This window comes from Erythrobacter sp. (assembly GCF_039988855.1).
GTDB lineage: Bacteria > Pseudomonadota > Alphaproteobacteria > Sphingomonadales > Sphingomonadaceae > Erythrobacter.
The window spans coordinates 41,032-63,958 of record NZ_JBDXIY010000016.1 but is presented as its reverse complement, the minus strand read 5'-3'; the positions used below and the strand labels follow the sequence as shown (position 1 = coordinate 63,958).

Below are 22,927 nucleotides of genomic sequence, written 5' to 3'. Positions count from 1 at the left end.
ATGATCCTTAACCTCGTGAGCTTTTATGAGCTTAGTTGTTCGCTTCAGTCACTTTTTCTACCGGAGGCGGGGTATAGGTAATGCGCTTGATCTCTACCCGCTTACCATCGGTGCTCGTGACGATGATGGAGCCATCCTCGCCCGGCGTATCAGGGGTCCAGCACCCTCCCTGTCCTCCATCAGGCGTGAAGCATAGCGAGCCATCAGGACGTTGTTCCCAATCTCCTGTGTCCAACGCAGTGCCATTGCGAAAATCGCGGTATCGCCCGCCTGTGTCGAGGAATGTTGTCTGAACAGATCCATCGCTACCAACACTCAACCAACCGGTATCTGCCATTAGCATAGGTTCGGCCTGCGGCGCATCGCCGGTAGAATTATCACCCCCGGAAGCCTGTGCTTCATCCACCCCTTCGTCAGCGGGAGCACAAGCGGTAACGACAAGCAGGCTAAGGCATGCAAGAAAGCGAACGGGGGTCAATTGTGTAGCCATTGTCAGTGCAGCCTAGAGCGCAAATCGCGTAAGGCCAAGCGCTGTGCTACAGCAGGCTCAAGCTAGTCGCGCAGAATTGGCCTTTGCCAAGAACATTGCTAAGGCGCGCAACAAATGAATACTCTTTGAGTTGAGAGGGACCCGATGCGAGCCACCCCTGATTTTGATTTCCAGCTTGGCGAAAGCGCTGAGATGATCCGGCAGAGCGTCGGCCGCTTTGTCGATGAACAATTGGTACCACTCGGCGATAAAATCGACCGCGAAGATTATTTCCCGCGCGATGAAGTGTGGAAGGCCATGGGCGATCTTGGCATGCACGGGATCACCGTTTCTGAAGAAGATGGCGGGCTTGGCCTTGGTTATATTGAGCATGTGATCGCGGTTGAGGAAGTGGCGCGGGCGAGCGCGTCTTTGTCGCTTTCTTACGGTGCGCATTCCAACCTTTGCATCAACCAAATCCGCCGCTGGGCAAGCCCTGAGCAAAAGGCGAAATATCTCCCCAAACTTATCAGCGGGGAGCATGTAGGCAGCCTTGCCATGTCAGAGGCAGGTGCGGGTTCAGATGTGGTTTCGATGAAATTGAAGGCCGAGGCGGTTCAGGGGGGATACGTCCTCAATGGTACCAAGTTTTGGATCACCAATGCATCCGAGGCGGACACTCTGGTGGTCTACGCCAAAACCGACGGTCACGCAGGATCGCGCGGGATCACGGCGTTCCTGATTGAAAAAGACATGCCGGGTTTTTCCATCGGCCAAAAAATCGACAAAGTCGGTATGCGCGGCTCGCCCACGGCAGAGCTGGTCTTCGACAATTGCGAAGTGCCAGAGGAAAATATCATGGGGCCTTTGAACGGCGGCGTGGGTGTTTTGATGAGCGGCCTTGATTACGAGCGTGTTGTCCTCGCCGGGCTTTCCATCGGCATTATGCAAGCGTGCCTCGACACGGTGATCCCTTACGTTCGTGAGCGTAAGCAGTTCGGCAAACCCATCGGTTCGTTCCAGCTGATGCAGGGCAAGATCGCCGACATGTATGTCGCGCTCCAAACGGCGCGCGCCTATGTCTATGCAGTCGCCAAGGCGTGCGATGCGAACCAAACCACCCGCTTCGATGCAGCAGGCGCGATCCTTTATGCGAGTGAGAACTCGTTCAAGGTCGCCGCCGAAAGCGTGCAAGCCTTGGGCGGCGCAGGCTACACCACCGATTGGCCGGTTGAACGCTATATGCGCGATGCAAAGCTGCTCGATATTGGCGCTGGCACGAATGAGATCCGGCGGATGCTGATCGGGCGCGAATTGATCGGAGCTGGTGGGTGAGCTGGCTTCATATCATTGCCGTGGGGCTGATCCTATTCGCCTCCGTCTTCCATTCGGTTTTGGGAGAGAAAAAGTTGATCACACCAACGCTGGCGGTGGATGACCCCTTTATTCAAGAACCCATGACGCAAGCGATCACGCGCTTTGGTTGGCATTCGGCGACCGGGTTCTTTTTGCTAACCGCATTGATTGTTGCTTTGCCTGACACGCCTGCGACTTTGGTCTGGGCAACCGGCGGTTTGTGGCTCATCTTGGGGATCGCCAATCTGGTCATGCTTAAAGCCAAACACCCGGGCGGTTTTTTGCTTAGCGTAATCGGCGCGCTGATCCTTGGAGGGCAAGCGCTGTGATGTGGTTCTGGCTTTCTGCTGCCGCCATGGCCGCCACCGCCGCGATCCATTCATGGGCGGGCGAGCGCAAGATTGTGCGGCCCGTTTTGGATGCACCAAATTCTCCTCTAACCGACCCGCAATCGCGCAAAGTGATGCGGTCTGCTTGGCATTTGACCAGCGGCTTTATGATCCTATGCGCTGTGGTTGTGGTTTGGCCGGATACGCCTTCGGGCGCTGTGCTAAGCGTGGGCGGGTTTTGGCTGGTGCTTGGTCTTTTCTCCCTCACCGCTTCGCGAGGACGCCATGTCGGCTGGCCCACTTTGTGTGCTAGCGGGATCTTAGCAATTCTTGGAGTTTACGCCTGATGCCCGTTTACATGATCAGCCGCATGACGATCCATGACCGCGCGAGTTACGACAAATATGAAGAACGCTTCATGGCAATCTTCGAAAAGTTCGAAGGCAAAATGCTCAGCGTCGACGAAGAACCGCAAGTGGTCGCTGGCGAATGGAACGCCACCCGCAGCGTCCTTATCGAATTCCCTGACAAGCCCAAGCTCTTCGCATGGCTCACCTCGCCTGAATACCAAGAGATCGGCAAATTCCGCGATGCAGGCAGCACGGCTGAAGCGATTATCGTCAAGGGTTTGGACGACGAAGCATGAGCGCTCCCGAAACAGGTTCTGACGAAGACTATGTCTATGATGAGGAAAGCGGTGAATGGATGCCGGCCTCTGAATTGGCGGCCAAACAGGCGGAGCAAAACGCCGTCGAGGTGCGCGATGCGGTGGGAAATATCCTGTCCGACGGCGATCAGGTCACATTGATAAAGGACCTGACTGTAAAGGGCGCTGGCAAGACCTTGAAACAGGGTACGCTGATCAAATCGATCCGTCTGACAGGAGACGATCAAGAGATCGATTGTAAACATCCCGGTATTAAAGGGCTGGTCCTGCGCGCAGAGTTCGTGCGGAAACGCTAAGGCAGACCAAGCAACTTTGCAGGGCGTCCGATTGGCGTTAAACGGCTTTGTATGACGGCACCAACACTCACATCGAAACTCGACCGCGAAAGCCCAGAGGCCAAAACGCGCGCAGAGCACAATAAAGCTCTTGCCGATGATTTGCGCGCCGCGGTGGCGACCGCATCATTGGGCGGGCCAGAGCGTAGCCGTGATCGGCATGTCTCGCGCGGGAAGTTGCTGCCGCGCGAACGCGTGGAGCGGCTGCTTGATCCGGGTTCGCCCTTCCTTGAGGTGGGCCAGCTCGCTGCCAATGGTATGTATGAGGGCGACGTAAACGCGGCCTCTATCATCTGCGGGATTGGCCGCGTTTCGGGGCGGCAGGTGATGATCGTTTGCAATGATGCGACGGTGAAGGGCGGCACCTATTATCCGATGACGGTGAAGAAGCACCTGCGCGCACAGGAAATCGCGCAGGAAAACCGCCTGCCGTGCATCTATCTGGTTGATAGCGGCGGCGCGAACTTGCCGCATCAGGCCGAGGTATTCCCGGACCGCGATCATTTTGGCCGCATCTTCTTTAACCAAGCCAATATGTCGGCCGCTGGCATTCCGCAGATTGCCTGCGTGATGGGTTCTTGCACCGCGGGCGGGGCTTATGTTCCTGCCATGTCGGATGAAACAGTGATTGTGCGTAACCAAGGCACAATTTTCCTTGCCGGACCGCCGTTGGTGAAGGCCGCGACAGGCGAGGAAATCACGGCTGAAGACCTTGGCGGCGGCGATCTGCACGCCAAGAAATCGGGTGTGGTCGATCATCTGGCGGAGAACGACGAACATGCACTCACCATTGTGCGCGATATTGTCTCACAATTGGGCGCGAACACCGGGGCGGCGAAAGACATCGCTCTCAAAGACCCGCGCCCGCCAAAGTTTGATGCAGACGATCTTTATTCAATCGTGCCCGACGATGTGCGCGCGCCTTACGATGTGAAAGAGGTGATTGCGCGGCTGGTCGATGGCAGCGAGTTCCACGAGTTCAAGGCGCATTATGGTTCGACACTGGTTTGCGGCTTTGCCCATATCTGGGGGATGCCGGTTGGGATTATCGCCAATAACGGCGTGCTCTTTTCCGAGAGCGCACAAAAAGGCGCGCACTTTATCGAACTGGCGTGCCAGCGCCGTATCCCGCTGTTGTTCCTCCAGAATATCAGCGGCTTTATGGTCGGCGGCAAGTACGAGGCAGAGGGCATCGCCAAGCACGGCGCAAAACTTGTCACCGCCGTTGCCACCGCCACGGTGCCCAAGATCACCGTGGTGATCGGCGGCAGCTTTGGCGCAGGCAACTACGGCATGGCGGGCAGAGCCTACTCCCCGCGCTTCCTCTTTACTTGGCCCAATGCGCGCATCAGCGTGATGGGCGGCGAGCAAGCCGCATCCGTGCTGGCCACCGTCCACCGCGACGCCGACAAATGGAGCGAGGAGGAGGCGGAAGAGTTCAAAGCCCCAATCCGCCAGAAATACGAGGACGAAGGCAACCCGTACTATGCGACCGCAAGGCTGTGGGATGACGGGGTGATTGACCCGGCGCAAACCCGCGATGTGCTTGGGCTAGCCTTTGCCGCGACGCTTGAGGCTCCGATTGCGGAGCGGCCTGCGTTCGGTGTGTTCAGGATGTAAAAACGTTGCTATGTCCTCAGTACTTTGAAAAGTGACGGGCTAATCATTCGATCTATAGAGACCGCTTCGCGAATTTTTGCGGCTGTCACAGTTTTTCGCGTACTTGCGAATATATGGTCTTTGGAACTATCGGCGCAGGCCAAGATCATCACTGATTTATTCCGAGATTTTTTCCACCCCGTTTTCGATTTTGTCATCGGAAGTTTGCTCGCAGTGTTTTCTTTAGAGCTTTCTGAGCTCGGAAAAGACATATTGATCCTCTACCTCCTAATGGCCTTCGCGATATTTCGCGCCACGAGAAAGTTCCTTGTGACCTTTGGCGGGCCATTAAAGAACGTCGTTCTCTTTGTCGTTTGGCTGATTTGGCCAGTTTCATTGGTGTTCATAGTCGGCTTTACTGCAGATAATTTTTTCCTGTTTGTACGTATGGACTATGAACGCCATGGGGATGCCAATTACTATAGGAAAATGGACTTTGAGGGCGAGATGTCTGAAGGATTGAGGGCATTGTCAACGATAGCTTTGGAGCTCTTTTATGTGTGCATTGTTGTCGTGATCCTGCTTGCGCTAAACTACACAAGCAAGGAGCTCGGGGTTGACGTCATTTCTTAAACCCACGGTACGCTTAAGGCATTCCTTATTCTGCGACTCAAATCCATATCGCATTCCGCAACGTAACCGCTAGTTCGGTTGCTGAGAGAGAAGAGGACAACCCGTTTGAAACATAACGAAACCCGCAATGTGCTGGGCCTCGCCTTCGCCGCGACGCTGGAGGCACCGATTGCGGATCGGCCAAGCTTTGGCGTGTTTAGGATGTGATGGGCGCCGTCCTCACTTATGCCCCCAATCGCCATCTTCGCTGCTATTGGGTGATAGGCCCAATTGCTCCCCGTCAATCGACACGCCCAGCCCCAAAACCGTTCGATTGGCATAGGCGAAATAGGCGGCGACTTGGTTGATCTCTAGGATTTCACCATCGTCCCAGCCCGCCTCGCGCAGCTTGGCGGCATCGCTCTTGGCCATATCAGCCGGGCGCTCAGTCAACTTTTCGGCATAGAGCAGCGCGGCGATTTCTTTCGCGCCCCATGCCTTGCCTTCCGACAAATTGCCTTCAAGAGAAGTGCGGATCATTGCTGCTTCTTCTGGATCATCCAAGAGCCGCTCCAACCCGGCATAATGATGCTCAACGCAGTACGCGCAGCCATTGCGCAGGCTCACCAGCACACCGATCGTCTCCAGAAACCACTTGGGAACCTGATTGGCCGAATGGTGCAGCACATTTTTGTAAAGCGCCATATGCCCTTCGAGCGTGGGAGGGCGTAAGCTGTGCGCCATTAGGATGTTATCAACGCGTCCATCTGGCCCCTTCACCCGCGCATATAGTTTGGCGAGGCGGCCCTGCGCATCTTCGGGCGAAACTGTGTCGATCCAGGTCATCTGGTGTCCATGCCCTGCCATGCGGGGAGGGGCAAGAACTTCGCGGACCCGCCTAAACCCTCTCGCATTCCGCAGCGTTGCTGCTAGGCAGGTGGACGAGAGAGAAGAGGAAACCGCGGTTGCAACACAACGAAACCCGCAATGTCACGCTGCTGTCGCGGCTCGCGAACCGGATCATTCTGATATTCTATGGCCTGTTGCGCTGGCAGGTGGTTGAGCGCTTTCCCAAGGATGTGAAGAAGTGCGTCATCGCTGGAGCGCCGCACACCTCAAACTGGGATTTTGTGTTTTTCGTAGGCGCGACCAAGGACGAAAAAGTCCAACCCAACTTCATGGGAAAGCACACACTTTTCAAAGGCATGATGCGCAATTTCATGCTCGATATGGGCGGAATTTCGGTCGATCGACGCCAAGCAGCCGGCATGATCCAACAGTTGAAAGACGAATACGCCTCGCGCGATGAGTTAAACCTTGTCATCGCTTGCGAGGGCACCCGCAATTCGGATGGCAAATGGAAGTCGGGCTTTTACAATATCGCCCAGGCGGCCGGTGTTCCCATCGTCCTTGCCTATGCCGACAATGACAAGCGCACCATCGGATTTAGTCCGCCGATGATGCCTTCTGGCAACTACGGCGAAGACCTGCTGAAAATTGCCCAGTGGTTCCGATCAAAAATACCGGATTTGGACCGGTATAAAGTATTGGAACAACAGGCAAAAGACATCATCGCTGGCAAGAACGAATTCTGATCGGATTGTACACAGTGCAAAGGCTGTTTTCGGCCGTTTCATGAAGTGGGATGCCGCGTCGCACCATTTTTGTGAACTTATGCCTTCAAACCTGCAATCCCGCTCCCTATCTTGATCTCAATTCAGGAGGCCACCCCGACCAATGCCTTTGAGCGACAAAACCCGCCGTCAAGAGCGCACCCGCATAGCGACCATGGTTCTCGATCTGATTCAAGATCGTGGGACTGAGATTTCTTACAACGTTGCACACACGGAAAGCGGTCTTTCCAGAAGCCGGTTCGAGTGGGTCTTCGAAGACTATGATGACCTTTTTGACGCGGTGGCCGCTGTTTGGCTTGCTGAGCATATGCAGGTGATGGAAGAGGTCCTTAATTGTGACCTTCCGCCAAATCGCAAGCTCTATGAATTTGTCCGTCGACGGTTTGTGATTTCGCAGGCGCGCTTTCGTCAGGACCCTGAAAATTTCACCATGCTGTGTGAAATGGGCGCTGCCAATTTTGAGCGCGTTCGATCATACGTCGATTTGGCTGACCACTATCTTTGCGAAATAATCGTTCAGGCGCAGGCTGATGGCTATTTGGCCGGTCTTGAGATTGATGAGGCCTTGTCACTCATCAACCAGATGATCTCGAACTACACAGTGCCAGATTCGCTGATTTACCTTGGCGAAAAACTGACTGAGGATAAGCTCGCGCGTATCGTCGATACGATCTTTATCGGGCTGTCTGCTGAAACGGGGGATGAGGCCAAGGGCTTGAACACTATTCGAGTGGCAGCAAGCTGATACTGACTATTTGACCCGGTTCTACTCACTGCGATCAGACGTCCGCTTGAATTGCAGAACATTGGCCGGGGGCTTCCCTCGTGTGTTCAACCGGCGCTTGTCATTAAGCGCATATTTCAGGCTCGCACCGACGGCGCCCGCTGATATCAGCAAGATAAATGCAGCCCAAAACCAATGCGGCAACCAGAGGGCAGCTTCGATCTGTCCTGTGTCGGACAGAATGGTTCGTCCGCCAATCTGCACCTGTTCGGTGAAGAAATAGCGATAGTCGCTAAACATGCTCATCGCGCCCAAAACACCCAAGAATTGTAGGGTGAAGCGGTTAATGCCCGGCGAGGCTCTCCACGCGATCAAAGCCAAGGCGACTGCGACAAGCGGCAGCACCGCAATTCCTACGGCCGAACGCACATAAATGATCACAGATGCAAAGATGGCGATCGCTGTGCCCCAAAGAACCGGACGCCACAGCCTCTGATGTGCGCTGGCAACGATAAGTCCGGCCCCTAAAAGCGTAGGTGCAAGCGGCCCCCCGGCGGCAATTGCGGCCCTCAAAAAGGGTGATGCGTCGGCCGCAACTTGGCTTTGCGCAAGGCCAGAACCGTCGGCGTAGATCAGCAGGCTATCAAAGCTTTGCCCCATGGCGATGGCGGTCAGGCCGTGCCCCATCTCGTGAAACCATGTAGTAAGGATCGTAAAGGGATAAACGATGAAATTGCCAAAGGGCAGTGAAGGCAGGGCCAACACGATAAAGGCGGCCAAAATCAGGCGGCCCACCTCTTCTGCCTGACTTCCCGGTTCGACCATTGAATGCATGATCTATCCCTGCTTCTGCGGGGAAGCGGATGGATCCGCGCCGCGATCGGACAAGCGCTCGATGGCGTCGATCTCTTCATCGGTCCGCGCCTTGCCATCAGGGCCTACACGCATCCGATACCGGGCCGCAGCGTCTTCATCTCCGGCGCGCTGTTCTTGGAAGATCGACCAGCTCGCGAGGAACATTCCTGCGACCAGCGGGCCAAGCACGATCCCCGAGAAACCCGCAAGCGAAATGCCGCCAAGCGTAGTCAGGAGGATGATCCAGTCAGGAATGCCTGTGTCACGGCCCACGAGAATGGGGCGAAGGACATTGTCGACGCTTGAGATGATGATGAAGCCTGCGCCCAGAACAAAGACGCCTTGCCAGACATTGCCGATCACGATCAACCAAATCCCAGCAGGCGCCCAGACAAGCGCAGTGCCCACCGCTGGGATGAGCGCAAGGATAGCCATGACCACGCCCAGCAACAGTGCAGAAGGAACACCTGCAATTGCGAGCATAATGCCGCCAAGCGTGCCTTGGACAATGCCAACCACGCCTGATCCTTTAATTACCGCCCGCACGACGCCAAGAAAGCGTTCGGCAAGCCTATCGGCGATGCCGCGGTCGATTGGAGCGGAATGGAGGATGGTTTCACCGATCCGCGTGCCATCGCGGAGAAGAAAAAAGAGGACATAAAGTCCGATACTAAAGCTCAGGACAAAGCCCAAGGCACCGCTCCCGATTGAGAGTGCCTGCTGCGCAATTAATCCAGCGCTTTCGCCAAGAACTCCCTGCAAACGATCTTGGATGGCAGAGAAGTCGGAGAAGCCGTTTTCGGCGGCGAATTCCTGTGCCGTAGAAGGAAGCATTGCATAGGTTTCATTGACCCACGCGCTTACATCAACCGGATCGGCTTGGAATCTGTTGACGAGCTTGATCGCTTCATTGGCGACCATTGACCCGATCCAAAGGGCCGGCAGCAGGACCGCAACAAAAATGATTAAGAGAGTGAGGCCGGCGGCAGGATTGCGTCTCCCACGCGTTTTCACCAACGACCATTTATAGAGCGGTTGGAACATGATCGCTGCCAAAGTTGCCCACATAAGCGGGCCGACAAAAGGCCATGAGACCCATACCAGAAGGAAAGAAACCGCGGCCAAAATGAGCAGAAAGCTCCAGTGTTCGAGCGCAGAAGTGTCGTTTGGTTCAACTTTGGGCATACCCCTACGATGTCGGGACAATTGGCCCAAACATCAAGAGGCAAGGCGATCGTGCCTTCACAACTGGAATTTCATCTCCCCTGCCTTGAAGGCAGCGGTGCGCCGATCAGACGTCGAGATTTGCCACGCTAAGCGCGTTTTCCTGAATAAATTCGCGGCGTGGTTCAACCACGTCACCCATCAGCCTTGTAAAGATTTCATCGGTGACATCGGCATCCTCGACCTTCACCTGCAAAAGCACCCGGTTTTCCGGATCAAGCGTGGTTTCCCAAAGCTGTTCGGGGTTCATTTCGCCAAGGCCCTTATAACGGCTGATCGAGAGGCCCTTGCGTCCTGCGGCCATTACAGCGGCGAGAAGCTGGCTCGGCAAAGAAATAGCATCTTCGGCCAAGACTGCGGGTTCATCGCCCGCATCTTCTTCCGCCGGTGCTTCGGCTTCTTCGATTTCGCCTGCTTTCACGAAGCGGACAGCGTGTTCATAAGCATCTGCCTGATCGGCGGCGATAGAGTGCAGTTTTTGCGCCTCTGTGCTGATAAGGAAGCGGCCTTCGATCTCGTGTACATCGGTGACCCCGCGCCACAGACGGGAGAATTGAACGGTGCCGCTTTCCAACATCCGCACGCTCCAACGGGCGTCTTGATCGCCCGCCTCAAGCCGGGCAGCGCTCGTCTCAAGCGCGGTTAAGCGCTCATTATCGTTTAGCGCAGGATCAAGTGCGCCCGACAGCGCCATTTGCTCAATAATCTCGCTGTTGTAACGGCGCGGGACGAAAGCGATCATGTTTTTGAGGCGCAGCGCTCCGTCAATCAAAGCGCGCAAATCATCGCCGGAACGCGCGCCGCCGCTGGTTTCAAGAATGCGTCCTTGAAGGCCTGCATCAACGAGGTATCGGTCGAGCGCGCCTTCGTCTTTCACATAAACTTCGCTCTTGCCCTTTGCGACTTTGAACAAGGGGGGTTGAGCGATGAAGAGGTGCCCGGCCTTAACGATTTCGGGCATTTGGCGGTGGAAGAACGTCAGCAGCAGCGTGCGAATGTGCGCGCCGTCAACATCGGCGTCGGTCATGATCACAATCTTGTGATAACGCAGCTTTTCGAGGTCAAATTCATCGCGGATGCCGGTGCCCATCGCTTGGATGAGAGTGCCGACTTCTTTGGATGAGATGATCCGGTCAAAACGCGCACGCTCAACGTTCAAAATCTTACCTTTAAGCGGGAGGATCGCCTGATACTGGCTGTCCCGGCCACCTTTGGCAGAGCCGCCAGCAGAATCGCCCTCGACCAGGAAGATTTCAGCCTTCGTCGCATCGCGTTCACGGCAATCGGAAAGTTTGCCCGGCAGCGAGGCAACGCTCATCGCGCCCTTACGGCTCATCTCGCGGGCCCGTTTTGCCGCTTCACGCGCAGCGGCGGCATCAATGATCTTCTGGATAATCGCCTTGGCTTCATTGGGGTTTTCTTCGAGCCACTCATTCATCTTCTCGCCCATCAGCGATTGAAGCGGTTGGCGAACCTCGGAAGAAACAAGCTTGTCCTTGGTCTGCGATGAGAATTTGGGGTCAGGCAATTTCACACTGACAATCGCGGTAAGCCCTTCGCGCATGTCTTCACCCGAAAGCGAGACCTTCGCCTTGCTGAGAATGCCGGAGCGTTCTGCATAATTGTTGAGCGTGGTGGTCAACGCCGCACGGAAAGCAGCAAGGTGCGTCCCGCCATCGCGCTGAGGGATGTTGTTGGTGAAGGTAAGGACGTTTTCGTAATAGCTGTCGTTCCATTCCAGAGCGACGTCGATGCCAATGCCTTCTTTTTCCGCCGAAACCGAAATCGGTTCAGGGATAAGCGCGTCCTTATTACGGTCGAGATATTTCACGAAGGCGGCAATCCCGCCTTCGTAATAGAGGTCATGCTCCACCGGCTCTTCGTGGCGGCGATCGCGCAGAAGAATGCGCACGCCCGAATTGAGGAAGGCAAGCTCGCGGTAGCGATGCTCTAGCTTGTCAAAATCGTATTCGGTCACGTTTTTAAACGTGTCGTTCGAATGGTGGAAGGTGACGCGCGTGCCCTTTTTGAAGCCGTTATCATCCGGGTTTTGATCGACCTTTGGTGCATCGCCTTTGATCTCAAGCGAATTGACAGCATCGCCGTGTTCAAAGCGCATCCAGTGCTCTTTGCCGTCGCGCCAGATCATCAACTCCAGCCATTCAGACAGAGCGTTCACCACCGAAACACCCACACCGTGAAGGCCGCCCGATACTTTATAGGCGTTGTCATCGGAGGTGTTTTCAAACTTACCGCCCGCGTGCAGCTGGGTCATGATGACCTCTGCGGCAGAGACGCCTTCTTCCTTGTGCATGCCCACGGGAATGCCGCGGCCATTGTCTTCGACCGAAACAGACCCATCAGGATTGAGTTCGATCAAAACGAGGTCGCAGTGCCCCGCGAGTGCTTCGTCAATAGCGTTGTCCGAAACCTCAAACACCATGTGGTGGAGGCCTGACCCGTCATCGGTATCGCCGATATACATGCCAGGGCGTTTGCGCACCGCATCCAAGCCTTTGAGGACTTTGATAGAATCGGCGCCGTATTCGCCCTGTTGCTTTTCAGGTTGAGACGGATTTGTGGACTCGTTTTTAGAAGTTTCTTCCATGCCGAATACATAGGCATTTTGCTGGCGAAACCCAAGCTGTAGAGGCCCCATACCCGAGCTTTTCCACCGCCCTGCACATTCAAAGAGCACGGCCTAATAGTTTATGGGTGCCAGCTTCCTGCGCGTTAAGTTTCTGCGAAACCTGATGTTCGATTATTCCATGGATAAGTCAATCAAGTGTTTGACTAAGCGAGTGATGTTGAAGTTAAGCAAGTTGGCAGTGAAGTGAGGGGGGTAAATTCATGATCTCTCGAATTTTAAAGTTCATTTTTCAAATGCCACCGATGATCTATTTTGCTTTGGCACCGCTATTTTTTGTCTTGGCCGGGGTGGGTTATTTCTACGCGAACCAAGATGATGCTCGCTGTGCCTTTGCCGACACCAGCAAACCATTGGCTGAAACTGTTCACACGGTTGAATTGTATGAAAACGGCTGTGAAGAAGCGCTCAAGCCGCTTAACGCGGGCAATGCACTGCTCACATTTTTATTGGTACTCGCGGCGGCTTGCGGTGGATACGGTTTCTTCCGCAAACGCAGCGTTGAAAACCAGAAACTTGAAGAAGAGCAATATTATCAAGCTGAGGACAATCCGACTTCGTAAACGGATAGCATTCGAATGCTTGCGGGCGTCCGGGCAGCTTGTCCGGGCGCCCTTTCTTTGCTGGTGCCCCCTTGTGGGGCGGGATCTGAGCCGTATGTTCCGCCGCCATGATCGATAACGAAGCAAAAGAAGCACTGGTCGCTGTTCTTAAAGAACCCTTTGGCTCCTTTCCTGGCGTATTGCGGTGGTGGTCGCAGGCACAACCCGCCGCCATTGCCATGGTGGATGACAATCGCGAAGTCGCTTGGGGAGAGCTTCTTGGCGAGGTTGAAAGGTTGGCTGCACGGCTGTTGGAGACCGGATTGGAACGGGGCCAATCGGTCGCTATTTTGGGCACGAGCACGGTTAATTATGCACTTGTTTTCTTAGCCGCGGTTCGCGCTGGCGGCGTTGCAGCGCCCCTTACGACCAGCGCTTCGCCAGAACAGCTTCAAGGGATGGCCAAGGATTCCGGCGCACGTCACCTTTTCATCGACGCGGGAAAGGCGGCCGAACTCGGCCCCGATTTTATGCCGGACCTCATTCGGGTGCCATTGGAGGCGATCGACACTTGGATGGCGCCTCCGGGCAGCACTGCACCCGATTTTGAACCGGCGCCCAGTGACCCCTTCAACATCATCTATTCCTCTGGAACGACCGGCGTCCCAAAGGGGATTGTCCATTCGCATCAGATGCGATGGCTCCAATTCGCTTCGACTGCGCTTTCTTATACTGAAGCCGGCCTGCCTGTGCGCACGCTCACCTCAACACCGCTGTATTCGAACACGACGATGGTGGGTTTCCTGCCCGCTTTGCTTGCAGGGGGCACCATGCGGGTCATGGGCAAATTTGATTGCGGGCGCTGGCTTGGACATGCGCAAGAGGAAAGAACCACACTGACTATGTTGGTGCCCGTCCAATATCAGCGCTTGATGGATTACCCAGGGTTTGACGAACACGATCTGTCCTCGCTCATCCTCAAATATTGCACCTCGGCGCCGTTTTCGCCTGAGCTGAAGCGTGAGGTTTTGAGCCGGATGCCTGGAGGGTTGGTTGAAATCTATTCGATGACCGAAGGGGGCGTTGTGTGCCTGCTACAAGCCCACGAATTTCCCGATAAGCTTCATACCGTGGGGCGGCCTGCTCCGGGTAGTGAGATGAAGGTTCTGAACGATGAGGACGAAGAAGTGCCGCCGGGCATTCCGGGTAACCTCATTGGACGGTCGCAAACCATGATGAGCGGCTATAAAAACCGTCCCGACAAGACAAATGAAGCGCAATATGTCGATGCCGATGGCGGCGTTTGGATGCGCATGGGCGATATTGGCCGGGTTGATGAAGATGGATTTGTCGAACTTGTTGGCCGCGCCAAAGACATGATTATCTCCGGCGGTTTCAACATCTATCCAAGCGACCTCGAAGCCGAGCTTGAGCGTGAAAGTGACGTGATTGAGGCGGCGGTTGTTGGAATTGCGTCGCGGGCTTGGGGGGAGACCCCTGTGGGCTTTGTCGTGTTGGGAGAGGATGCGCGCGGCATCGATGCGATCCTTGGCAGCGTCAATGCACGCCTTGGTAAGACTCAGCGCCTCTCAGCTTTGCACGCCATCGATGAAATGCCGCGCAGTCATATTGGGAAGCTCTTGAAAACTGACCTTCGCGAATTGGCGTTGACCAATGCACAAGAAGGCTCCGCTTAGCGATTGTTCAAGCGCCGGGCCGCTGTTTTAACAAGGCGGCCCGGCTGCCTGAGGATTACACGATCAGCGCGTTGAATGTCGCACCGCTAACAAGAAGTGCGGCGAACATTGCGAGCGCGTTTTGAGCGAAGTTACGCATTTTAATTTCCTTCGACAGGGGCTGGAGAGGGAGAGGGCCTGCCAATACGTAATATATAGTGCATTGTGCGAAGTAATATAACCCTGCTCCTGATTGGAATACCTATGCTCTATGATAGATTTTCTGAGCTGCGAGCCGCGGTCCTTGCGCGCTCGTGTGAACGCAAAGTTGTGAGACGCGGCCACCATTGGGAGAGGGAGAGAGTGGTGGCCGCGTCTCGCTAGCTGCGTAGCACGCTTAGCGCTTGCCTCATCGATCAGCAGCCCTGCGATTGCGGTGCCCAAAAGAGCGCCGCCAGGGCTGGACCAACCGATGCGGAGGTAGCCGCAGCGAGGGGAACGCTGCTGAGTGGGATTTGGACTTTGTTGGGCGGGGTGCTGGAAGTCACCGGGCCCGTCACAAATCGCACTCTAATGGCTACCGGCTTGCGGCAGGCAGTTTCGATGGATCTGCGTTCGGAGAAGCGCTATGATCCATCAGCAGCGTCGGGCCAGTTTGGAGAGAGAGAAGAGGCTGGCTCCGTGCTACTGATGCCTAAATGGCGTTCGATTGCACGAAACTCAAATGACAAAAATCGCAAAGATGTTGCAAGATATGCAACGTATTCTTGCACCTCAACCTCTCTAATACTGCGATGCAGCATCAAAAAAGCCTTGGAAATGCGCCATTATCAGGAGGTTGCACCCAAATTTGTGTTGCATCACAGCATTTTATTGTGCGCCTGCGAAGGGTGGGCGGTATGTTGCCCATTTCTCACCATTTGCGAACAGGCTTGTTCTTCAGGCCCATTTTGATGGGTTTTGTTCATAGGATTGGTATTGCTTGAAGTGCCCGCTGGACAGTTGGCGCCGCGCTGCCGTAACGCCGCGCGCATGGAAACAGAGCATCTCCCAGATTCGATCCTTATCGTCGATTTCGGCAGCCAAGTTACTCAGCTTATCGCACGCCGTGTGCGCGAAGCGGGCGTCTATTCCGAAATTGCCCCCTTTACTGTGGCCGAAGAGGCATTTCGGCGAATGAAGCCCAAGGGTATTATCCTGTCAGGCGGCCCGGCCAGTGTTTGCGATGAAGGTTCCCCGCGCGCGCCGCAAAGCTTCTTCGAAGCAGGCGTGCCGATCCTTGGCATTTGTTATGGCCAGCAGGTGATGAGCCACCAATTGGGAGGCGAAGTTAAGCCCGGGCATGAAACCGGAGAAGGCGGTGAATTCGGGCGCGCATATCTGACTGTTACCAAAGACTGCGCTTTGTTTGATGGCCTTTGGAAGAATAGCGAGCGTCATCAAGTTTGGATGAGCCATGGCGACAAGGTGACACAGTTTGCTCCGGGTTTTGAAATTGTCGCGACCTCTGACGGTGCTCCATTTGCGGTCATCGCTGATGAGGACCGAAAATTTTACGGTACTCAGTTCCACCCCGAGGTGGTCCACACACCCGATGGCGGCAAGCTGCTGGCGAATTTTGTACGCCATGTCTGCGGCCTCAAAGGCGATTGGACGATGGCCGAATATCGCAAGACCAAGGTTGAAGAAATCCGCGCGCAAGTGGGTTCTGGCCGGGTGATTTGCGGCCTGTCAGGCGGGGTCGACAGCACGGTGGCAGCGGTGCTTATCCACGAAGCAATCGGTGATCAGCTCACCTGTGTTTACGTCGACCATGGCCTTATGCGTCTCAATGAAACGGACCAAGTCGTCTCGCTTTTCCGTGACCATTACAACATTCCGCTTGTCGCGGTGGATGCCGAGGAAACCTTCCTCGCAGGCCTTTCCGGCGTCACCGACCCAGAGAAAAAGCGCAAGTTTATCGGCGGGGCATTTATCGACCTGTTCGAGACGGAGGCAAAGAAAGTGGGCGGGGCCGATTTCCTGGCCCAAGGCACGCTTTATCCCGACGTCATCGAAAGCGTCAGCTTTACCGGAGGCCCATCGGTTACGATCAAGAGCCACCACAATGTCGGCGGCCTGCCTGAACGCATGAATATGGAGCTGGTCGAGCCTTTGCGTGAACTTTTCAAAGACGAAGTGCGCGATTTGGGCCGCGAGCTTGGCCTGCCTGGCGCATTTGTGGGCCGCCATCCATTCCCCGGACCCGGCCTTGCGATCCGCATTCCCGGAGAAGTGACGAAAGAGCGCTGTGATATTCTGCGCAAGGCAGATGCGATCTATCTAGAAGAAATCCGCAATGCCGGGCTCTACGATGAAATCTGGCAGGCGTTTGCTGTGCTTCTCCCGGTCAAGACTGTCGGCGTGATGGGTGATGGCCGCACTTATGACAGTGTTTGCGGCCTTCGCGCTGTGACCAGCACCGATGGGATGACAGCGGATGTTTATCCCTTCGACGCCTCTTTCCTAACGCAGGTTGCGACCCGCATCGTGAACGAGGTGCAAGGCATCAACCGCGTGGTCTATGACTTTACGTCAAAGCCGCCGGGCACGATTGAGTGGGAATAATTGGCCTCATTACAGGCGAAAGACCTAGCCTCCCCAACAATGCGGCGATGGCCGGCGATCAAGTGACACTGCCCGGGAACCTGAAAGCGATCCTTGCAGCCAAAGTGTTCATGTTTGTCGCTGGGCAACGAGAAGGTCGCCAAGGCTCAGCATAGCGCGTTTGCTCAGTGCCAGTGATGTGGTAACCAAGTTCCATATTTAATTCTTGAAACGGGATATTTCGCGTGAAATCCACCTTCACCCTTACGGCCGCTGCGCTTCTCCTGCTGTCCGCTTGCTCGCAAGCGCCCACCGAACCGCCCGCTCTCACCGGCACTGCGTGGAATGTGGACGCTTCTGCATCTGAGCTTTCCTATGTCTCGATCAAGCAGGGCGAGATCGCAGAGGCGAATACGTTTGAAAGCGTGAGCGGCTCTGTGACCGCTGAAGGCGCAGCGACGATTGAGATTGACCTCGCATCTGTATCCACTGGGGTGGACATTCGCGATGAGCGGATGCGCGAGATTTTCTTCGTTGTGGCAAGCAACCCCAAAGCGATTGTCACTGCCCAAGTGGACCCTGCCGCCTTTGAAGCAATCGGCGTGGGCGAAAGCACCGACACCACGCTGGACGGCACATTGTCGCTGGCTGGCGTTGAAGCGCCGTTTCAAGCCGAAGTAAGCGTAACGCGCGCAGGCCCTGACCGGGTGATCGCTGTGACTGATAAGCCTGTCATCCTTGATGCGGGCCGTTTCGAACTTGTTGATGAATTGGGCCAATTGCAGGAGCTTGCAGGGCTTTCTTCGATTACGCCAGTTGTACCGGTCACGTTCTCGATTGCTTTTGAACGCTAGGCGGCCAGCTTGCCGACGGTCTTTACCCATGCAGTTGTTCCGCTGGCCTTGGCCGTTGCAGTAGGGCGCACGCGCGTTTCACCTAGACTTGCAATCGTTGGCGCTGTGCTTGCGGTTTTGCCCGACGCGGATGTGGCCGGGTTCCGGTTTGGGATCGAATATGCGCACGAATGGGGGCACCGCGGTGCGACCCATTCGATCGTCTTTGCCGCGATTTGTGCTGCTGTTTTGTCGGCGATCTGGAAAGATGCGCGCAGTTTGGTTGCTTTTGCGTTCCTGACTTTGTCCATGGCAAGTCACGGATTGCTCGATACTCTGACCAATGGCGGACTGGGAGCTGCGCTTCTTTGGCCGTTTGATAACACCCGTATTTTTGCCCCTGAGACCCCTATTTTAGTATCGCCAATCGGACGCAATTTCGTCTCAGAACGCGGGTTGGACACGCTGGTGTCTGAGCTCTGGTGGATTTGGCTTCCATGTGCCGTGATCGCGCTCGTAGGGTGGGGAGTGCGGCGTGCAGCTCGATCTTGGAACTGACGATCGGACCGAGGTTTTGCGCCGCAGCCATCAAGCGATGATTTCTCATTTCGGGCGGATCATTCGCCCGCTCAGCAAACGGCGCAGCCCTGAGTGGGTGTTGGTCCATGGTGTGATCGGCGCGCAAACCAAGACCGCTGCGTCCAATGCTTCGAGCGACGGTTTGCTCGCGGAATTTGGCTCTTGGGAGGCGGTTGCCGCGGTCTCAGAGGATGAATTGGAAGCGCGGCTTCAGCGCCAGAGTTTCCCTTCCGTGGCAGCAAAACGGCTCAAGGCTTGCCTGCTCGCAATCATCGCCGAGCGGGGCAATGTTAGCCTTGCGCATCTTTCAAACCTTCCGCTTGAGGAAGCGATGGCATGGTTGGAGACGCTTCCCGGAGTGGCGCGTAAGAATTCTGCGGGCGTGATGAACGCCAGCACGTTTGATCGAAAAGCCATGGTGATCGATGGTCACCATCGCCGAACTATGCAGCGAATGGGGGCGGTTCCTGCAAAGGCGGACACAGCCAAGACCTATGATGCACTCATGCCGATTGTTCCGTCTGAATGGTCGGCGGCCGATATGGATGAACATCACCTGCTATTGAAGAAGCTGGGACAAACCTTCTGCCGGCCGCGCACCCCGCAATGCGGTGGTTGCCCTTTAAGGGCTGATTGCAAGTCGGGCGGGGTGCTTGCCCAATGACCAAAATGTCTGGATTAGGTCAGAAGGTCCTCCTCGCTTCGCTCGCGATTGCTGCGTTTGCGGGAAACTCGCTTCTTGCTCGCGCGGCGCTTGGCGATGGAGCGATCGAAGCAGGCGCCTACTCGGCGATACGGTTGGCAGCAGGCGCGATTATCCTTTTGCCCTACCTTAGTGTGCGACCCTCGCGTTCTGATCTTCCCGGAGCCATCGCATTGGCCGTCTATGTCGCAGGGTTCTCGCTTGCCTATTTGCAGCTTGAGGCCGGGCTTGGTGCGATGATCCTGTTCGGTTCGGTGCAGGCGAGCATTCTGCTCTATGGCTCTGTTCGCGGTGAGAAGGTCGGTGTTCTGGGAGGCCTTGGCATTGCTTTGGCGCTCGCTGGCCTCTTGTGGGTTCTCGCACCTTGGGAGGCTGCGACCAGAGGCACCGCTTCGCTTTTGCCAAGCCTACTGATGGCAGGGGCAGGGATCGCTTGGGGTGCATATACGCTGATCGGGCGGGGGTCGGCGGATCGTCCCGGCGGCGCAAGTGGCAGCACCGCGCGTTATTTCCTTATCGCAAGTCTGCTGGTGGCTCCGATGCTCGCCTTTGACAGCGCATTTCCAAGTGCCCAGGGGGTCATCTTAGCGGTCCTTTCTGGCACGATCACCTCAGCGATTGGATATGTCATCTGGTACCGCGTTGCCCCTGACTTGGGGCTTGCGACTGTTGCCTGTGTGCAATTGGCGACGCCTATTGCAGCCGCTCTAGGCGGCACGTTGTTTCTCGCCGAAGCACTCACGCTTCAGGTGGTTGGCGGCGGGGCCTTGATCCTCACCGGTATTGTCCTGACCCTCAGGAAACCCGGCAATTAAAGCCCGGCCATCATCTTTGCGCTGAGAATTTCGACCCAATACCCATCGGGATCCTTGATAAAGGCGATATGCCGCATTGCGCCGTCTTCCGGGCGCTTTTGATACTCCACGCCTGCTTCGTCGAAATGGGCGATAGCCGCCTCAAAATCGGGCACATCCAAGGCAATGTGACCAAAGCCGCGGGGGTCTGAATTGCCGTCGTGATAAACCGCGCCTTCTTCCTCTTCGGTGCCCCAGTTATGGGTGAGCTCGAGCACGCCTGAACGAGAGAAGACGTATTGGATGGCCTCTTTGGGATCCTGCGGAACTTCATCGTCGCTGTCCGTAAACCCCAGAAAATAGAGCGAAAAATCCGCCACCTCAATATCGACCTTACGCAGCAAGGTCATGCCAAGAACGCCGCAGTAAAAGGCAAGGCTGGCATCCGGATCTTTGATCCGCAGCATGGTATGATTGAGGGTAAAGCCGTGGGGGTTTGAAGACATTGAAAGGAACCTTTTGTTCAGTGGATACAGCCGGGATCGGGTTTTGCGAAAAAGCCCTACGCGGGCCAAGAAATTCCCGTGAGTTTTTGTGATTTGAGCCAAAGTTCGTTCGCAAGTTCCTCATCCCGGATGTGGGGATAGACACCTGCGCCCGCTGGCGTATCATCATCCGCCACCGCGCCAATATTGCAATTCTCGCAGTACACGCCGCCTATCCCTTCAAGCAGAGGTGAGACGGCTACCCAAACGCTGGTCGATGCGCCTTCTTCGGTCGATTTGAAGGCTTCATGCGTGTTGCCCTCATCATCGTACCATCCCATCGCCTTTTGTTCGTCCATCGTGAGGTGACGTTGCAGCGGGGTTGCGATGCCGCCAGGGTGGACGGCAAAGGCGCGAACCTTATGCGGCTCGCCCATTTTATCCAAATGCAGTGCAAACAGCGCATTGGCGCTTTTCGCAGCGCCATATGCGGGCCATTTTTCGTATTCGCGCCGCTCCCAATTGAGATCATCTAGATCGAGGGCGTTTAGCCGGTGACCAATGGAGGAAACGCATACCACCCGCGCTTTATCCGCCGCCAAAAGCAAGGGCCAAAGCCGCGCAGTAAGCTGGAAATGGCCCAAATGATTGGTCGCAAATTGGGATTCATAACCGCGCGCATCGCGGGTTAAAGGGTTCGCCATGACCGCCGCATTGTTGATGAGAATATCGAGCTGGCCGAATTTCTCACTCAGCCCCGCTGCAAAGGTATCGATTGAGGCAGGATCAGACAAATCGAGCGGAAGGACAGTGATTGCCCCCTCAGCCTCGGCCAAAACCGCTTCGGCTTGCTGAGCTCGCCTTGCTCCCACGATCACATGTGCACCGGCCCCCGCCAGCGCGCGCACTGTTTCTGTGCCGATCCCTGAATAGCCGCCTGTCACCAGCACATTTTTACCGGAAAGGTCGATGCCGCTCACCACTTCGCGCGCAGTAGAACGATAACCAAAAGGCGAGTCGATAGGGGTTTGCTGTGTTGGCATGGTCATCTTTCGGCTTGGAACGGCCAGCACAAGGAGAGTGCTGCTCTTTTGCTTACGCTACGGCGCGCGGCGGCTCAGCGCAATCCAATTGCAATGGCTAGAAACCGAGACTTGCACCAAGATCGATATTAGGCTTGGTTCCATCTCAAATTGCAACCAAATGAGAGGAAAGCGCCATGAAAACCGCCATTACCGAAATGTTCGGCATCCAGCATCCGATTATCCAAGGCGGCATGCATTATGTCGGTTTTGCCGAAATGGCGGCGGCGGTTTCTAATGCGGGCGGCCTTGGGATTATCACAGGGCTGACACAAAAGACGCCGGCAGATCTCGCCAATGAAATCGCGCGCTGCAAGGACATGACGGACAAGCCGTTTGGCGTGAACATCACAATTCTGCCGACGCTCACTCCGCCAGACTATCCCGGCATTGTGAAGGCTGTGATCGAAGGCGGTGTAAAAGCCGTCGAGACAGCGGGCCGCAACCCGGTGGAATTAATCGGTCCCTTGAAAGACGCCGGGATCAAAGTGATCCACAAATGTACCAGCGTGCGCCACTCTTTGAAAGCGCAATCCATCGGCTGCGATGCGGTAAGCGTTGATGGCTTTGAATGCGGCGGTCACCCGGGCGAAGACGATATTCCTAACTTCATCCTTTTGCCGCGCGCGGCAGATGAGCTGGAAATCCCCTTCGTCTCCTCAGGCGGAATGGCCGATGGCCGCAGTCTTGTAGCGAGCCTTGCGATGGGCGCACAGGGCATGAATATGGGCACGCGGTTTATCGCCACGAAAGAAGCACCGGTTCACGAAAACGTGAAGCGCGCAATCGTGGAGGCCACTGAGCTCGACACCCGCCTCGTCATGCGCCCGCTGCGCAACACAGAGCGCGTTATGAAAAACGAAGCGGTTGATCGCCTGTTGCAGAAAGAAAAAGAGTTGGGCGATGATCTAACGATCCAAGATATTTTGCCCGAAGTTGCAGGGGTTTACCCTTCCATCATGATGGAAGGTGAGATGGATAAAGGCGCGTGGAGCTGCGGCATGGTCGCCGGCCTTATCAACGATATTCCAACTTGCCAGGAATTGATCGACGGTATCATGGGCGATGCCGAAGCGATCCTTGGCCGCATGAACGCGATGCAAGCAGCCTGAGAGGCCCCTAAGTTCTTGAGCTTATTCATTCGGGCGGGCCGGAGGCGTTAAAGCCACGGCTCACCCGATTCGTTTATGATGTGA

Annotated in this window: 25 protein-coding genes; 18 read left to right on the top strand and 7 right to left on the bottom strand. The window is 55.7% G+C overall.

The window, feature by feature from the left end; genetic code table 11:
* Nucleotides 1–31 precede the first annotated feature (31 nt).
* Nucleotides 32–490 carry a hypothetical protein gene (locus ABJ205_RS08010; RefSeq protein WP_348159840.1) on the bottom strand — a complete coding sequence of 153 codons (459 nt, stop codon included), beginning with the start codon at nucleotides 488–490 and terminating at the stop codon, nucleotides 32–34.
* A gap of 144 nt (nucleotides 491–634) precedes the next feature.
* Here ABJ205_RS08010 and ABJ205_RS08005 point away from each other — a divergent pair, with 144 nt between their 5' ends.
* The 7 genes from ABJ205_RS08005 (at nucleotide 635) to ABJ205_RS07975 (ending at nucleotide 5,388) form a co-directional block, all read left to right on the top strand.
* The gene (locus tag ABJ205_RS08005) at nucleotides 635–1,804 is read left to right on the top strand and encodes an isovaleryl-CoA dehydrogenase (RefSeq protein ID WP_348159838.1); all 1,170 of its coding nucleotides are present in this window, start codon (nucleotides 635–637) and stop codon (nucleotides 1,802–1,804) included.
* Nucleotides 1,801–2,154, top strand: coding sequence for a hypothetical protein (locus ABJ205_RS08000; protein WP_348159836.1), 354 nt, complete (start codon nucleotides 1,801–1,803; stop codon nucleotides 2,152–2,154). The genes ABJ205_RS08005 and ABJ205_RS08000 overlap by 4 nt, the downstream gene beginning before the upstream one ends.
* The gene (locus ABJ205_RS07995; RefSeq protein ID WP_348159834.1) at nucleotides 2,154–2,501 is read left to right on the top strand and encodes a hypothetical protein; all 348 of its coding nucleotides are present in this window, start codon (nucleotides 2,154–2,156) and stop codon (nucleotides 2,499–2,501) included. Before ABJ205_RS08000 ends, ABJ205_RS07995 begins: the two co-directional genes overlap by 1 nt.
* The gene (locus ABJ205_RS07990; protein WP_348159832.1) at nucleotides 2,501–2,800 is read left to right on the top strand and encodes a DUF1330 domain-containing protein; all 300 of its coding nucleotides are present in this window, start codon (nucleotides 2,501–2,503) and stop codon (nucleotides 2,798–2,800) included. Before ABJ205_RS07995 ends, ABJ205_RS07990 begins: the two co-directional genes overlap by 1 nt.
* A complete protein-coding gene (locus ABJ205_RS07985) occupies nucleotides 2,797–3,117 on the top strand; it encodes an alkylphosphonate utilization protein (RefSeq protein ID WP_348159830.1) in 321 nt (106 codons plus the stop codon). Before ABJ205_RS07990 ends, ABJ205_RS07985 begins: the two co-directional genes overlap by 4 nt.
* 51 nt (nucleotides 3,118–3,168) lie before the next feature.
* On the top strand, nucleotides 3,169–4,776 hold the full coding sequence (locus ABJ205_RS07980; protein ID WP_348159829.1) for a carboxyl transferase domain-containing protein: 1,608 nt from the start codon (nucleotides 3,169–3,171) through the stop codon (nucleotides 4,774–4,776).
* Between the two features lie 120 nt (nucleotides 4,777–4,896).
* Nucleotides 4,897–5,388, top strand: a complete 492-nt coding sequence (locus ABJ205_RS07975) for a hypothetical protein (protein WP_348159827.1) — start codon at nucleotides 4,897–4,899, stop codon at nucleotides 5,386–5,388.
* A 219-nt stretch (nucleotides 5,389–5,607) separates the two neighbouring features.
* Here the strand turns inward: ABJ205_RS07975 and ABJ205_RS07970 are convergent, their stop codons facing one another.
* Nucleotides 5,608–6,213, bottom strand: coding sequence for a peroxidase-related enzyme (locus tag ABJ205_RS07970; protein WP_348159825.1), 606 nt, complete (start codon nucleotides 6,211–6,213; stop codon nucleotides 5,608–5,610).
* A 119-nt stretch (nucleotides 6,214–6,332) separates the two neighbouring features.
* Here ABJ205_RS07970 and ABJ205_RS07965 point away from each other — a divergent pair, with 119 nt between their 5' ends.
* Together ABJ205_RS07965 and ABJ205_RS07960 are read left to right on the top strand one after the other, a co-directional pair.
* Nucleotides 6,333–6,962, top strand: coding sequence for a lysophospholipid acyltransferase family protein (locus ABJ205_RS07965; protein WP_348159823.1), 630 nt, complete (start codon nucleotides 6,333–6,335; stop codon nucleotides 6,960–6,962).
* 142 nt (nucleotides 6,963–7,104) lie between these two features.
* The gene (locus ABJ205_RS07960; RefSeq protein WP_348159822.1) at nucleotides 7,105–7,746 is read left to right on the top strand and encodes a hypothetical protein; all 642 of its coding nucleotides are present in this window, start codon (nucleotides 7,105–7,107) and stop codon (nucleotides 7,744–7,746) included.
* A 21-nt stretch (nucleotides 7,747–7,767) separates the two neighbouring features.
* On the opposite strand, the gene ABJ205_RS07955 is transcribed toward ABJ205_RS07960, so the two are convergent.
* The 3 genes from ABJ205_RS07955 to gyrB all read right to left on the bottom strand — a co-directional run bounded on the left by ABJ205_RS07955 (nucleotide 7,768) and on the right by gyrB (nucleotide 12,412).
* Nucleotides 7,768–8,559: a M50 family metallopeptidase gene (locus tag ABJ205_RS07955; RefSeq protein WP_348159820.1), complete on the bottom strand. Its 792-nt coding sequence runs from the start codon at nucleotides 8,557–8,559 to the stop codon at nucleotides 7,768–7,770.
* A gap of 3 nt (nucleotides 8,560–8,562) precedes the next feature.
* Nucleotides 8,563–9,765, bottom strand: coding sequence for an AI-2E family transporter (locus ABJ205_RS07950; protein WP_348159818.1), 1,203 nt, complete (start codon nucleotides 9,763–9,765; stop codon nucleotides 8,563–8,565).
* Nucleotides 9,766–9,871: 106 nt separating this feature from the next.
* Nucleotides 9,872–12,412, bottom strand: a complete 2,541-nt coding sequence (gene gyrB, locus ABJ205_RS07945; RefSeq protein WP_348159999.1) for a DNA topoisomerase (ATP-hydrolyzing) subunit B — start codon at nucleotides 12,410–12,412, stop codon at nucleotides 9,872–9,874.
* Nucleotides 12,413–12,654: 242 nt separating this feature from the next.
* Here gyrB and ABJ205_RS07940 point away from each other — a divergent pair, with 242 nt between their 5' ends.
* The 8 genes from ABJ205_RS07940 (at nucleotide 12,655) to ABJ205_RS07905 (ending at nucleotide 20,185) form a co-directional block, all read left to right on the top strand.
* The gene (locus ABJ205_RS07940; protein ID WP_348159816.1) at nucleotides 12,655–13,014 is read left to right on the top strand and encodes a hypothetical protein; all 360 of its coding nucleotides are present in this window, start codon (nucleotides 12,655–12,657) and stop codon (nucleotides 13,012–13,014) included.
* Nucleotides 13,015–13,121: 107 nt separating this feature from the next.
* Nucleotides 13,122–14,690, top strand: a complete 1,569-nt coding sequence (locus ABJ205_RS07935; RefSeq protein ID WP_348159814.1) for a class I adenylate-forming enzyme family protein — start codon at nucleotides 13,122–13,124, stop codon at nucleotides 14,688–14,690.
* 1,011 nt (nucleotides 14,691–15,701) lie between these two features.
* Entirely contained in the window at nucleotides 15,702–17,276 is a 1,575-nt protein-coding gene (guaA, locus tag ABJ205_RS07930; RefSeq protein WP_348159997.1) for a glutamine-hydrolyzing GMP synthase, read from the top strand.
* Nucleotides 17,267–17,431, top strand: coding sequence for a hypothetical protein (locus ABJ205_RS07925; RefSeq protein ID WP_348159812.1), 165 nt, complete (start codon nucleotides 17,267–17,269; stop codon nucleotides 17,429–17,431). The genes guaA and ABJ205_RS07925 overlap by 10 nt, the downstream gene beginning before the upstream one ends.
* A 69-nt stretch (nucleotides 17,432–17,500) precedes the next feature.
* A complete protein-coding gene (locus tag ABJ205_RS07920) occupies nucleotides 17,501–18,109 on the top strand; it encodes a YceI family protein (RefSeq protein ID WP_348159810.1) in 609 nt (202 codons plus the stop codon).
* Between the two features lie 9 nt (nucleotides 18,110–18,118).
* Nucleotides 18,119–18,646: a metal-dependent hydrolase gene (locus ABJ205_RS07915; protein ID WP_348159808.1), complete on the top strand. Its 528-nt coding sequence runs from the start codon at nucleotides 18,119–18,121 to the stop codon at nucleotides 18,644–18,646.
* Nucleotides 18,624–19,331 (top strand): endonuclease III, encoded by a 708-nt coding sequence (locus ABJ205_RS07910; protein ID WP_348159806.1) that lies wholly within the window; start codon nucleotides 18,624–18,626, stop codon nucleotides 19,329–19,331. Before ABJ205_RS07915 ends, ABJ205_RS07910 begins: the two co-directional genes overlap by 23 nt.
* A complete protein-coding gene (locus ABJ205_RS07905; protein ID WP_348159804.1) occupies nucleotides 19,328–20,185 on the top strand; it encodes a DMT family transporter in 858 nt (285 codons plus the stop codon). Before ABJ205_RS07910 ends, ABJ205_RS07905 begins: the two co-directional genes overlap by 4 nt.
* Here the strand turns inward: ABJ205_RS07905 and gloA are convergent.
* On the bottom strand, nucleotides 20,182–20,670 hold the full coding sequence (gene gloA, locus ABJ205_RS07900; RefSeq protein ID WP_348159803.1) for a lactoylglutathione lyase: 489 nt from the start codon (nucleotides 20,668–20,670) through the stop codon (nucleotides 20,182–20,184). The genes ABJ205_RS07905 and gloA overlap by 4 nt on opposite strands.
* 56 nt (nucleotides 20,671–20,726) lie before the next feature.
* Nucleotides 20,727–21,698, bottom strand: coding sequence for an oxidoreductase (locus tag ABJ205_RS07895; RefSeq protein ID WP_348159801.1), 972 nt, complete (start codon nucleotides 21,696–21,698; stop codon nucleotides 20,727–20,729).
* Nucleotides 21,699–21,868: 170 nt separating this feature from the next.
* Between ABJ205_RS07895 and ABJ205_RS07890 the strand changes: the two genes are divergently transcribed.
* Nucleotides 21,869–22,843 (top strand): nitronate monooxygenase family protein, encoded by a 975-nt coding sequence (locus ABJ205_RS07890; protein WP_348159799.1) that lies wholly within the window; start codon nucleotides 21,869–21,871, stop codon nucleotides 22,841–22,843.
* Nucleotides 22,844–22,927: the final 84 nt, after the last annotated feature.